The organism is Frigoribacterium endophyticum (assembly GCF_011759585.1).
Taxonomy (GTDB): Bacteria; Actinomycetota; Actinomycetes; order Actinomycetales; family Microbacteriaceae; genus Frigoribacterium; species Frigoribacterium endophyticum.
In genome coordinates this window covers 931,894-944,203 of record NZ_JAAOYV010000001.1, presented here as the reverse complement: position 1 = coordinate 944,203, position 12,310 = coordinate 931,894, and the positions used below count along the sequence as shown (strand labels likewise).

General features: G+C 72.6%; 11 protein-coding genes. All 11 read right to left on the bottom strand.

The window, feature by feature from the left end; all coding sequences use genetic code 11:
* Positions 1-15: 15 nt before the first annotated feature.
* The 11 genes from rbfA to FHR77_RS04340 all read right to left on the bottom strand — a co-directional run bounded on the left by rbfA (position 16) and on the right by FHR77_RS04340 (position 12,190).
* A complete protein-coding gene (gene rbfA, locus FHR77_RS04390) occupies positions 16-573 on the bottom strand; it encodes a 30S ribosome-binding factor RbfA (protein WP_167258982.1) in 558 nt (185 codons plus the stop codon).
* Between the two features lie 103 nt (positions 574-676).
* On the bottom strand, positions 677-3,469 hold the full coding sequence (infB, locus tag FHR77_RS04385) for a translation initiation factor IF-2 (protein WP_056054044.1): 2,793 nt from the start codon (positions 3,467-3,469) through the stop codon (positions 677-679).
* A 75-nt stretch (positions 3,470-3,544) separates the two neighbouring features.
* On the bottom strand, positions 3,545-3,871 hold the full coding sequence (locus FHR77_RS04380) for a YlxR family protein (RefSeq protein WP_167258981.1): 327 nt from the start codon (positions 3,869-3,871) through the stop codon (positions 3,545-3,547).
* Between the two features lie 89 nt (positions 3,872-3,960).
* Positions 3,961-4,950 (bottom strand): transcription termination factor NusA, encoded by a 990-nt coding sequence (gene nusA, locus FHR77_RS04375; RefSeq protein WP_056054040.1) that lies wholly within the window; start codon positions 4,948-4,950, stop codon positions 3,961-3,963.
* A 154-nt stretch (positions 4,951-5,104) separates the two neighbouring features.
* Entirely contained in the window at positions 5,105-6,862 is a 1,758-nt protein-coding gene (locus tag FHR77_RS04370) for a proline--tRNA ligase (protein ID WP_167258980.1), read from the bottom strand.
* A gap of 28 nt (positions 6,863-6,890) precedes the next feature.
* Complete coding sequence (locus FHR77_RS04365) at positions 6,891-7,718, bottom strand: hypothetical protein (protein ID WP_167258979.1); 828 nt, start codon at positions 7,716-7,718, stop codon at positions 6,891-6,893.
* Positions 7,715-8,857: a VWA domain-containing protein gene (locus FHR77_RS04360; protein ID WP_167258978.1), complete on the bottom strand. Its 1,143-nt coding sequence runs from the start codon at positions 8,855-8,857 to the stop codon at positions 7,715-7,717. The genes FHR77_RS04365 and FHR77_RS04360 overlap by 4 nt, the downstream gene beginning before the upstream one ends.
* A gap of 14 nt (positions 8,858-8,871) precedes the next feature.
* Positions 8,872-9,873 carry a VWA domain-containing protein gene (locus FHR77_RS04355; RefSeq protein ID WP_167258977.1) on the bottom strand — a complete coding sequence of 334 codons (1,002 nt, stop codon included), beginning with the start codon at positions 9,871-9,873 and terminating at the stop codon, positions 8,872-8,874.
* Positions 9,864-10,343, bottom strand: a complete 480-nt coding sequence (locus tag FHR77_RS04350; RefSeq protein ID WP_167258976.1) for a hypothetical protein — start codon at positions 10,341-10,343, stop codon at positions 9,864-9,866. The genes FHR77_RS04355 and FHR77_RS04350 overlap by 10 nt, the downstream gene beginning before the upstream one ends.
* On the bottom strand, positions 10,330-11,217 hold the full coding sequence (locus FHR77_RS04345) for a DUF58 domain-containing protein (protein ID WP_167258975.1): 888 nt from the start codon (positions 11,215-11,217) through the stop codon (positions 10,330-10,332). The genes FHR77_RS04350 and FHR77_RS04345 overlap by 14 nt, the downstream gene beginning before the upstream one ends.
* Before the next feature lie 4 nt (positions 11,218-11,221).
* Positions 11,222-12,190 (bottom strand): AAA family ATPase, encoded by a 969-nt coding sequence (locus FHR77_RS04340; protein ID WP_056055824.1) that lies wholly within the window; start codon positions 12,188-12,190, stop codon positions 11,222-11,224.
* Positions 12,191-12,310: the final 120 nt, after the last annotated feature.

Sequence of the window (12,310 nt, the reverse complement as noted above, 5' to 3'; positions counted from 1 at the left end):
CGCCGCCGCCTCAGGTCAGCGGGTGCCGCCGTCCGGCTCGACGAAGCCGTCGCCGACCGGGGCGTCGCCCGCGGGGGCGTCGGCCGACGGCGCGGGCTCGGCGTCGTCGACCACGAGAGCGTCGTCGTCTTCCTCGTCGTCGTAGTCGTCCTCGTCACGCGGCTTCACGTACGGGTCGGCGTCGCCGGCGTACTCGGCCGTGGCGGCGATGGTCTGGCTCTCCTGGTCACGCTGACGCGCCTCCTGCAGGAGGCGGTCGATGGACGCCGCGTTCTCCGGCAGGGCGTCGAGGATGAACTCGATGCTCGGGGTGAGGCGCGCGGTGATGTTCTTGCCCACCTCGCTGCGGAGCATGCCGGTCGCGGACTTGAGGGCGGCGCCGGTGTCGCGGCGCTCCTCGTCGGTGCCGTAGACCGTGTAGAAGATCGAGGCGTGCTGGAGGTCGCCCGTCACCTTGACGTCGGTGATCGTGACGAAGCCGAGACGCGGGTCCTTGATGCCCTTGTCGAGGCGTCGAGCGACGATCTCCTTGATGCGGTCGGCCATCTTGCGGGCGCGCTGCGGGTCAGCCATGTCGGGCTCCTTCTGCTGGTCCGCTCAGGGCGAGCGGTGAGGGGTGAGGCCCCGCCCCGACCGGAGTCGGGGCGGGGCCTCGTTCAGTGCTGTGACGCCGGGGTCAGACCCGCGGCTTCTCGACCATCTCGATGGTCTCGATCTCGTCGCCGATCTGGATGTCGTTGAACTTGCCGAGGCCGATGCCGGCCTCGAAGTCCGTCCGCACCTCGGTGACGTCGTCCTTGAAGCGACGCAGCGAGTCGATCGCCAGGTTGTCGCCGACGACGACGCCCTCGCGGATGACCCGAGCACGGGCGTTCCGGGTGATCGTTCCCGATCGCACGATGACACCGGCGATGTTGCCGACCTTCGACGAGCGGAAGATCTCGCGGATCTCGGCCACACCGGACTGCTTCTCCTCGAACTCGGGCTTGAGCATGCCCTTGAGCGAGTTCTCGATGTCCTCGAGGGCCGCGTAGATGACCGAGTAGAAGCGGACGTCGACACCCTCGCGAGCAGCGCGCTCCCGGGCCTTCGTGTCGGGGCGAACGTTGAACCCGATGATCACCGCGTTGTCGACCGTGGCGAGGTTGACGTCGCTCTCGGTGACGGCGCCCACGCCCCGGTGGATGATGCGCAGCTGCACGCTGTCGTCCACCTCGATCTTGAGCAGCGACTCCTCCAGCGCCTCGACGGCACCGGACACGTCGCCCTTGATGATGATGTTGAGCGCCTCGACCTTGCCCTCCTCGAGGGCACGGGTGAAGTCCTCGAGCGAGATGCGCTTGCGGGCCTTGGCCAGCGACGCGTTGCGCTCGACGGCCTCGCGCTTCTCGGCGATCTGACGGGCCGTACGGTCCTCCTCGGTGACGAGGAAGGTGTCGCCGGCGCGGGGAACGCTCGACAGGCCCTGGACCAGCACGGGCCGGCTCGGGTAGGCCTCGTCGACGGCGTCGCCGTTCTCGTCGACCATCGCACGGACGCGGCCGTAGGCCGTGCCTGCGACGATGGCGTCTCCGACGCGGAGCGTTCCCGACTGGATGAGCACCGTGGCGACGGCACCGCGACCCTTGTCGAGTCGAGCCTCGATCGCGACGCCTCGGGCGTCCTTGTCGGGGTTCGCCCGCAGGTCGAGGCCCGCGTCGGCCGTGAGCAGGACGGCCTCGAGGAGGGCGTCGATGTTCTTGTTGTCACGCGCCGACACGTCGACGAACATCACGTCTCCGCCGTACTCCTCGGCGACGAGACCGTACTCGGTGAGCTGCTGCCGGACCTTCGCCGGGTTCGCGCCCTCCTTGTCGATCTTGTTGACCGCGACCACGATCGGCACGTTGGCCGCCTGGGCGTGGTTCAGGGCCTCCACCGTCTGCGGCATGATGCCGTCGTCGGCGGCGACCACGAGGATCGCGATGTCGGTGACCTGCGCACCACGGGCGCGCATGGCGGTGAACGCCTCGTGGCCCGGGGTGTCGATGAAGGTGATGGCGCGCTCGACGCCCTCGTGCGGGGCCCACACCTGGTAGGCACCGATGTGCTGGGTGATGCCACCCGCCTCACCGGCCACGACGTTGGCGTTGCGGATCGCGTCGAGGAGTCGCGTCTTACCGTGGTCGACGTGGCCCATGACGGTCACGACGGGGGGACGGATCTGCAGGACGGACTCGTCCTCGTCCTCGAGCTCCTGCTCGAGGTCGATGTCGAAGCCCTCGAGGAGCTCCTTGTCTTCGTCCTCGGGCGAGACGACCTGGATGTTGTAGCCCAGCTCCTCGCCGAGCACCTGGAAGGTGGCCTCGTCGAGGGACTCCGTCGCCGTGGCCATCTCACCGAGGTGGAAGAGCACGGTCACGAGGTTGCCGGGGCTGGCGTCGATCTTGTCGGCGAAGTCGCTGATGGACGCACCGCGACGAAGACGGACGATCGTGCTGCCGTCGCCGCGGGGGACGCTGACGCCGCCCAGGGACGGCGCCGACCGCATCTCGAACTCGGCCCTCTTCGTCCGCTTCGACTTGCGTGCCTTGCTCTTGCCGCCACCGCGGCCGAACGCGCCGGCCGTGCCGCCGCCGGGGCCACGACCACGGCCGCCGCCGCCGCCCGCGGGGCGGGGAGCGCCGAAGCCGGGGCGGAAGCCGCCCGCGGCACCGGGGGCGCCGCCGCCGGGGCGCTGGAACCCGCCGCCGGCACCGCCGGGACGAGCACCGGCACCGGCCGGACGCTGTCCGAAGCCGTTGGGGCGGGGGCCTGCGCCCACGCCGGGGCGCGGAGCGCCCGGACGGGGAGCACCGGGACGGGGAGCCATCGGGCGGGGGCCCGCGGCGCCGCCGGGGCGCGGCATGCTGCTCGCGGCGCCGGAGCCTCCGGGACGGGGCGCGCTGGGACGACCCATGCCCTGGTTGCTGGCGAAGGGGTTGTTGCCGGGGCGCGGGGCACCGGGGCGGGGGCCACCGGGCTTGGGGCCGGCGGCACCGGGCTTGACGGCGTCCGCCGCGGGGGCGGAGGCGGCCTCGGCGGCGGCGGCGGCTCGCTGCGCCTCTGCCTGGGCCTGACGCTCGGCGACGGTGAGCGGCGCGACGGGGGCGGGTGCCGCCTCCGCCTCGGGCTCGGCGGCGACGGGAGCGGGCTCCGGAGCAGCGGGCTGCTCGGCGACCGGGGGCTTGGGGGTGGGCGCCGCGGGACGGGGAGTTCCCGGCTTGGGAGCCGAGGACGACGCCGCGGTGGCGGGCTTGGCGGGCGCCTTGGGTGCGGGCGACGCCGAAGCGGCACCGGCGAACGCCTGGCGCAGCTTGCGGGCGACGGGGGGCTCGACGCTGGAGGACGGGCCCTTGACGAACTCGCCCATCTCCTTGAGCTTCTCTAGTGCGGTCTTGCTGTCGATCCCCAGCTCGCTGGCGATCTCGTGTACGCGTGGTTTAGCCACAGTTCTCCTGTCTCGGGCCCCGCCCGATCAGGGTGGAGCCGTCAGTTCTGGACGGGTCTCATTTCGAGCCGCTCATTAGTTGTCCATGTGCCTGTCAGCCTGTTCTGTCTGGGCTAGTGGTCGTGGTGGAACTCGGGGTGGTGCATCGGGAGTGGTCCGTGCCACGAGGTGGTCGCGGAGCTCCTGCGAGTCGGGGTCCGAGTCGAGGCGGAACGCACGGCGGAAGGCCCTGCGCTTCACTGCTGACTCGAACGCCTCCATCGAAGGCGTCAACCACGCACCCCGCCCGGGGAGCGAGGCGGTCTCGTCGACCACCAGGCGTCCGTCTCGGACGACGATCCTCACGAGTGAGGACCGCGGAGCGCGCGTTCGAGTGCCGATGCACGTTCTGACGGGTTCCACCTTACCCCCTCGGGTCGCGGGACGGGAGACGCCGGGGGCGAACGGCGTGGTGCGCCGCCGGCCCCCGGCGTCGTGGTCGACGATCCAGCTCAGTCGTCCTCGAGGATCGAGTCGGGCTGGATGTCGATCCGCGCGCCCGTCAGCTTCGCGGCGAGGCGGGCGTTCTGGCCCTCCTTGCCGATGGCGAGCGACAGCTGGTAGTCGGGCACGAGGGCCCGGACGGCCTTGGTCGACTTGTCGATGACGAACGCCGACGACACCTTCGCGGGCGACAGGGCGCTCGCGACGAAGGTCGGCAGGTCGCTGGAGTAGTCGACGATGTCGATCTTCTCGTCGTTCAGCTCGGTCGTGACGGCGCGGACCCGCTGGCCCATCTCGCCGATGCAGGCGCCCTTGGCGTTGACGCCCGCCTCCGTGGCCCGGACGGCGATCTTGGTGCGGTGGCCGGCCTCGCGGGCCAGCGACACGATCTCGACGACGCCGCTGGCGATCTCGGGCACCTCGAGCGCGAAGAGCTTGCGCACGAGCGAGGGGTGGGTGCGCGAGACCGTGATCTGCGGCCCCTTCGTGCCCTTGCTGACGCCCGTCACGTACACGCGGATGCGTGAGCCGTGCGCGTACTTCTCGCCGGGCACCTGCTCCTCCGGGGGGAGGATCGCCTCGACGGTGCCGAGGTCGACGTGCACCATGCGGGGGTTCGGCCCCTGCTGGATGACGCCGGCGACGATGTCGCCCTCTCGGCCCTTGAACTGGCCGAGCACCTTGTCGTCGCCGATGTCGCGCAGGCGCTGGTTGATCACCTGCTTCGCGGCGAAGGCGGCGATGCGACCGAAGTCGCTCGGGCTGTCGACGGCCTCGCCGACGACGGCGCCCTCCTCGTCGCGCTCGATGGCGAAGACGGACACGTGGCCGGTCTTGCGGTCGAGCTCGACGCGGGCCGCGGGCACGCGGCTCTCGGGCTGGTTGGTGTGCTTGAGGTAGGCCGTGAGGATGGCCTGCTCGATGATGCCGACGAGCTCCTCGAAGGGGATCTCGCGTTCGCGCTCCATGAGGCGCAACACACTCAGGTCGATGTCCACTGAGGGCCTCCACTGTTCAGATCTGCAGGCTGCGCGCGCGGTGGCGCACACAGCATCCCCCTACGGTACCCGAGTGCGGGCGGGGGGACGCACCGCCCGGACGCACGACACCGCGCCTCCTCGTCAGGACGACGGGGAGGCGCGGTGTCGGTGGTCAGGAGGCGCGCGGTGCCGAGAGCGCCGCCACGGCCTCGGCCACGGTGACGGGGGTGCGCTCGCCCGTGCGGCGGTCCCAGAGCTCGACGACGCCCTCGCCGGCCGAGCGGCCCACGACGACGATGCGCGGCACGCCGAGCAGCTCGGCGTCGCCGAACTTGACGCCGGGCGACACCTTGGGGCGGTCGTCGTAGAGGACGTCGAGGCGGTGCTGCTCGAGCTCGGCGGTCAGGGCCTCGGCCACCTCGAAGACGACGGGGTCCTTGCCGGTGGCCACGACGTGCACGTCGAAGGGCGCCACGTTCTCGGGCCAGACGAGCCCCTTCTCGTCGTTGTTGGCCTCGGCGATGACGGCGAGGATGCGGGTCACGCCGATGCCGTACGAGCCCATCGTGACGGTGACCTGCTTGCCGTTCTCGTCGAGCACCTTGAGGCCGAGGGCCTCGGCGTACTTGCGGCCGAGCTGGAAGACGTGGCCGATCTCCATGCCCCGCGCGGTCTCGATCGGGCCGGAGCCGTCGGGGGCGGGGTCGCCCTCGCGCACCTGGGCCGCCTCGACGACGCCGTCGTGCTCGAAGTCGCGACCGGCGACGAGGCCCGCGACGTGGACGCCGGGGATGTTGGCCCCGGTGACCCACGAGCTGCCCTCGACGACGCGGGGGTCGACGACGTAGCGGATGCCGGCTCCCCAGCCCGCGCCGCCGGGCCCGATGTAGCCCTTCACCAGGCCGGGCGCCTTCGCGAAGTCCGCGTCGCCGGCGGCGTCGACCTCGGCCGGGGCGAACGCGACCTCGAGCCGCTTCATGTCGACGTCGCGGTCGCCGGGCAGGCCGACGACGACGAGCTCACGCGTGCCGTCGAGGTGCGTGAGCGCGACCACGACGTTCTTGAGGGTGTCGGCGGCCGTCCAGGGCCGGCCGTCGGCGCGCGGGTGCGCGGTCTCGAGCTGCTCCACGAGCGAGGCGATCGTGGGCGTGTCGGCCTTGTCGAGCATCACCGCGGCGGGCTGGCCCTCGATCGGCACGACCGCGGGCACCGTGGTGGTGAACGCCTCGACGTTCGCCGCGTAGCCGCCGGCCGAGCGGACGAACGTGTCTTCGCCGACCTCGGTCGGGTGCAGGAACTCCTCCGAGCGCGAGCCGCCCATGGCGCCCGCGTCGGCCTGGACGATGACGTACTCGAGGCCGAGTCGCGTGAAGATGCGCTCGTAGGCGTCGCGCTGGGCCTGGTAGCTGAGCTCGAGGCCCTCGTCGCGGACGTCGAACGAGTAGGCGTCCTTCATCGTGAACTCGCGACCGCGCAGGAGGCCGGCCCGGGGCCGTGCCTCGTCACGGTACTTGTCCTGGATCTGGAACAGGGTGAGCGGGAGGTCCTTGTACGACGAGTAGAGGTCCTTGACGAGGAGCGTGAAGACCTCCTCGTGCGTGGGCGCCAGGAGGTAGTCGGCGTCCTTGCGGTCCTTCAGGCGGAACATGCCCTCGCCGTACTCCGTCCATCGGCCGGTCGCCTCGTAGGGCTCGCGCGGCAGCAGGGCCGGGAAGTGCACCTCCTGGGCGCCGGCGGCGGCCATCTCGTCGCGGATCACGGCCTCGATGCGGGCCTTGACGCGGAGGCCGAGCGGCAGCCAGGCGAACACGCCCGGCGCCTGACGGCGGATGTAGCCGGCCCGCACGAGGAGGCGGTGGCTGGTCACCTCCGCGTCGGAGGGGTCTTCTCGGAGGGTGCGGACGAAGAGCTGGGAGAGGCGCGTGGACACCCGACCAGCTTAGGGGCGCGGCGGCACCTCACCACGGCTTGCCGTCGTAGTCCCCCGGGTTCTGCTCGTAGTACCGCTCGCGGTCCTGGTCGCGCTGCTGCTCCTGCTGGCTCTGCTCGCCCTGGTCCTGCAGCTGCTCCAGGGGCGTCTGGCCGCCGGCTCCGTCGTCGCCCTCCTCCCCGTCGCCGGGGGCGGGCTCGCTCCCGTCGCCTCCGCCCGGGTCGCCGTCGCCCGGCTCGCCCTGGGCCTGCTGCTCCTTCTCGCCGAGGCGTCCCTCGGCCTGGTCGAGCGGCTCCGAGGTGTCGGGCTGCTGCGGGTCCTCCGGGGGCCGGAAGCAGCCCTCGGGCGCCTCCTCGATCGTCGTCAGGCCGAGTGCGTACAGCGCCTCGGCGTCCGCGTAGCGGAGCTCGAGGAGCGCGGCGTCGCCCTGCGCCTCGATGGTCAGCACCAGGTCGGTGCGGATCACGCAGGAGACCGTGTCGTCGTCGGGGGCGAGGTCGAGGGCGGTGACGAACTCCTGCCGCGCCACGTCGAGCACGCCGATCTGCGCGTAGGCCGTGCCCCGGTCGAAGTGGTGCACCCAGGGCTCGACGACGTTGGCGACGCCGAGCGGCCCGGTCAGCGACGCGGCCCGCTCGAAGTCACGGGCGCCGTAGGCCTGCTGCGTGAGCGCTGCGGCGATCGGGAGCGACAGCAGCTTGACCGCGACGAGGAGGACGACCAGGGCGACCGGGGCCGACCACAGGAGGAGACGACGACGCAGACGGCGCCGGTACTCCTCGACCGTCGGGGCCGGGACGGCGACGCGGGCACGCGCGACCTCGTCGACCGGGGGCGGGGGCAGGGTGTCGGTCACGGACGGGCTCCGGTCGTGGGTCGGCGGGCGTCGGAGGCGCGGGGCGGCCGGTCGGAGCCGGCGGCGCCCCCGGGCCGGGGAGGCCGGGCGGGCCTGACCTCCGCCAGGGCGCGGGCGACCTGGAGGGCGTCGACGAGCACGAGCAGGAAGAGCGGCACCGCGGCGATCCAGTAGAGGTCGGTCACCAACTCGGACCGGGTCGCGTCCGACGCGACGCTGCCCGAGCGCACGTCGGCGACGACGGAGTCGATGCTCGTGCCCGCCGAGCGGTGCTCGTACGGCACCCCGAGCTGGTCGGCGACGGTGCGGAGCGCGTCCTCGTCGATGCGCGAGATCGCCTCGGGCTCCCCCGCCTGGGTCCGGTCGAGGATGTACTCGTCGCTGCTGTACTCGTCGCCGTACCCGTCGAACACCTTCATCGGCCCGCCAGCGGCGGTGCCGTAGCCGAGCACGGCTCCCCCGTCGACATCGCCGGCCGCCTCGGCGAACGACTCCGGCTCGTCGCCCGAGGTCTGCTCGCCGTCGCCCAGGTAGTAGACGACGTTCGCCCGTGCCGGGTCGGCGTCGCGGGCCTCGGCCAGGCGCTCGGCGAGGAGTTCGTTCGCCTCGCTGATCGAGCTGCCCCGGGAGTACGTCGTGATCTCCTGGTTCATGACCTCGGCCGCCGACACCACGGCGGCCGCGTCGTCGGTGAGGGGCGTGCGCAGCACCGCGGTGCTGTCGAAGCTGATCAGCGAGAACCGCGCCCCGGCGAGCTGCTCCGTGACGGCGGCCACGTCGGCGCGGACCCCCGTCAGCCGCGGCTCGCCGTCGCCCCAGTCCTCCGCCGCGATGCTGGAGGTGGTGTCGACGACGAAGAAGACGTTGACCTGCGCGACCGACGCCTCCGCCGAGCCTCCCGGCAGGCCGGGGCGGGCGGCCACGACGAGGAGCAGCGCCACCACGCCCAGGCGCCGAGCCCAGGCCCGGGCGAGCCGCCGGTTCGACCGCTCCGCGACGAGCCGCCAGGCGGTGAAGCCGAGCAGGGCGACGCCGACGAGGGCGAGCAGCCACCAGGGCAGCACGGGCTGGAACACGACGGCCCGAGCGACCCCCGTCGAAGCGGTGACCAGCGCCTCCCCCGTACCGACCGCGCTCACAGTGCCGACCGCGCTCACAGCCGCACCCGCCAGAGCAGGAGGAACGCGCCCGCGACGCCCAGCAGGGCCGCGATGACGAGCCCCTGGGGCCGGTCGGTGACGACGAGCCGGCGCGTGCCCGTGAACAGCCCGGCCTCCCGCTCGTCGATGGCGTCGATCACCGCGGAGACCGTGTCGTCGTCGTTCAGGGCGTAGTAGGCCCCGCCGGTGTCGACGGCGACCTGCTCGAGCTCCCCCGCCACCTCGTCGGCGACGGCGTCGGACGAGTAGTCGGCCGGGTTCAGCGCGTAGACCCGCACGTCGCGCTCGGTGGCGAGCTCACCGGCGTCGGCGAGGGTCACGAGGGCCTGGCCGTTGACGTAGTTGTCGGTGGCCAGCACGACCGACTTGGGCCGGGTGCTCTCGCTGCCGCCGTCGAAGCCCAGCACGCACGACGCGAGGCCGTCGCCGATCAGCGAGGCCCCCTCGCCGAGGTCGGTGCCCGACCAGTACCGCGTGCCGTCCTCGCCGAGGGAGTCGAAGGAGGCGCCGTAGCGCCGGAGCTGCTCGGTCACGAAGTCGTAGTCGTCGGTGAGCGGGAAGGCCGTCACGGCAGAGCTGTCGAAGAGGGTCAGGCCGATCCGCTCACCGTCGAGCCCCTGGGCCAGCTGGGCGAACGTCTCGACGATCTGGGCGTCGACCTCGGTCATCGACCCGGAGACGTCGAGGCAGAGCACGATGTCGCGCTTGTAGGACGGCGGCTCGACCACCTGGGTCGACGAGGGGCGGGCGGCGAGCAGCGCGCCGACGCCGCCCAGGGCGACCAGGGCGACCAGCGCCGCCACGAGCAGCGCGCGGTACCGGCGCACCAGCCGGCGGTACACCGGCAGCTCGGTGAGGCGCTCGCTGTGCGCGACGGGCGTGCCGAGGCGACGGAGGCGACCCCGTTCGCGACGGAGGCGCCGCACGGTGAGCCAGACCGCGACTCCCGCGACGACGAGCGCCACGAGGGGCACCCACCAGAAGATCAGGCCCACGAGGTGATCACCTCCCGTGCCGTGGCGACGGCGTGGCGCGCGTCGCCCGGGTACGCCGGACGGAAGGCGGGCGGGTAGTACTCCTCGACCGCGCCGGTGAGCTGCGGCAGGTCGGACTCGCGCAGGTCGGCCAACGTCATCACGTGGGTGTCGACCCCGGCGGTCTCGTGGGCGAAGGAGCGCAGCAGAAGGCTCAGTCGACCGTGGACGGCGCGGTCGTCGAGCCTGCCCGCCGCGGCCGCGGCCTCGACCTCGTCGACCAGGCCGAGGTACCGGGCCCGGACGCTCGGGAGGTCGACGGCGGCCGCCCGTCGGGCGGCGCGCTCGGCTGGCGGGAGGCGTCGCGCCGAGAACCGCGCCACGAACACCCACCACCCCACGACGAGCGCCAGGAGGAGGAGGCCGAGGGCGAGCCAGAGCCCCCACCACTGGTACTGGTAGGGGCCGAAGAAGCCGTCATCGTCGAGCACGGCGGTGCTTCTCGATCAGGGCGGAGAGACCGGGGACGACCTGCGACTGGGCGGTGAGGCGCTGGCTGCTGATGCCGAGGGCCTGCAGCTGGCGCTCGGCGTCGCCGACCCGCCGCTCGGACGAGGCGTCGAAGGCGACCCGCAGGGCTCCGTTCTCGCGGAGGTACGCGGGGAGCCCCGAGGCCTCCTGGACGTCGTAGAGGTCGCGCGCGTGGCCCGCGCGGCTCATCAGGTCGGCGTCGCCGACCGTGAGCCAGAGGATCTCGTGCTGCGCACGGAGCCGGCGCAGGAGCTTCTCGAGCACCTCGTCGACCACGACGTCGTCGGCCACCACGAGCAGCATCGACCGCCGACGCACGCCCCGCGCGACCCACGACAGGACGCCGTGCAGGTCGCTGCGGGGCGCCTCGAGGCTCACCCGCTCGTCGACGCGCCGCAGCAGCATCTCGAGGTGCGCGTCGGTGGACCCGGCGGGGTAGGCCCGCGTGCCCGACTCGTCGCCCGCCACCAGGCTGACGACGTCGCCGTGCTGCGCGGCGATGTAGCCCAGGGCCCCGGCCGCCATCACGGCGATGTCTTTCTTGGTCTCGCCGCCGGCGGCGGTGGCGGCCATGTTGCGGCCGGTGTCGACGACCAGCACCAGGTGGCGGCGACGGCTGGCGATGTAGCGCTTGACGAGGGGCTCGCCGTGGCGGGCGGTGGCCTTCCAGTCGATGTCGCGCACCTCGTCGCCCGGCACGTACGCCCGCAGGTCGTCGAAGTCGTGGCTGCGCCCGTGGTGGACGGAGGCGTAGCCGCCCTCGAGCAGGTCGAGGGTGCGTCGGTGGGCGAACAGCGACATCTTCGTGCGCACCCGGAGCAGCAGGCCCGGCACGGCGTCAGGGGGTCTGCACCGCGCCGAAGACGGCGTCGATGACGGTCTCGGGCCGGACGTCGTCGGCGGCGGCCTCGTAGCCGAGGATGACCCGGTGCCGCAGCACGCCGTGGCGCAGGTGCTTGACGTCTTCCGGGATGACGTAGTCGCGGCCGTGGAGGAGGGCGAGGGCCCGCGCGCCCTGGACGAAGGCGATGCTGGCGCGCGGGCTGGCGCCGAACTCGACGTAGTCGGCCAGCCCGGCCGGCAGGTACTGCTGCGGGTGCCGCGTGACGTAGACGAGCTGGACGACGTAGTTGACGATCGACGCGTCGACGTAGACCCGCTTCGCGAGCTCCTGCAGGAAGACGACGTCGTCGAGCGTCACCCCGGTCGGCTCGTCGGCCCGGCCCTCGTCGTAGACGCCGGCCTCGATGCGGCGGATGACCTCCGCCTCCTCGGCGGGGCTCGGGTAGTCGAGCACCTCCTTCAGGAGGAACCGGTCGAGCTGGGCCTCGGGCAGCTGGTAGGTGCCCTCCTGCTCGATCGGGTTCTGCGTCGCCAGGACGAGGAAGGGGCGGGGCAGCGCGTAGACGCGGCCGCCGATGCTCGTCTGGCGCTCCTGCATCGCCTCGAGCATGGCGCTCTGGGTCTTGGCGCTCGAGCGGTTGATCTCGTCGAGCAGGACGAAGTTGCTGTGCACGGGGCCCAGCTGGGTCACGAACGTCGACTTCTGGGCGTCGTAGATCTGCGTGCCCGTGATGTCGCTCGGCAGCAGGTCGGGCGTGCACTGGATGCGCGTGAAGCTGGCCTGGACCGCCGACGACAGGGTCTGGGCGGCCGTGGTCTTCGCGAGCCCCGGCACGCTCTCGAGCAGGACGTGCCCGCCCGTGATCAGGGCGATCAGCAGGGTGTCGCGCAGGGCCGTCTGGCCGACGACCTTGCGGGAGAAGGCCTCGGAGACCGTGCCGAGCACCCGGTGCGCGCGCTCCATCTCGGCCGGGCTGATCGGACCGGTTTCGGCCGCGGCGGGCTGGGGAGTCGTCGTCGTGTCGGTCACGCGCTCCACTGTAGACCGGACGTCCGTCAGGCCCGACCCCGCCGGGACCCCCCG

What these genes read in the sequence shown, in the direction of transcription:
- FHR77_RS04340 (WP_056055824.1), bottom strand. Translation starts at nt 12,190, where the DNA reads ATGGAGCGCGCGCACCGGGTGCTCGGCACGGTCTCCGAGGCCTTCTCC.
- rbfA (WP_167258982.1), bottom strand. Translation starts at nt 573, where the DNA reads ATGGCTGACCCGCAGCGCGCCCGCAAGATGGCCGACCGCATCAAGGAG.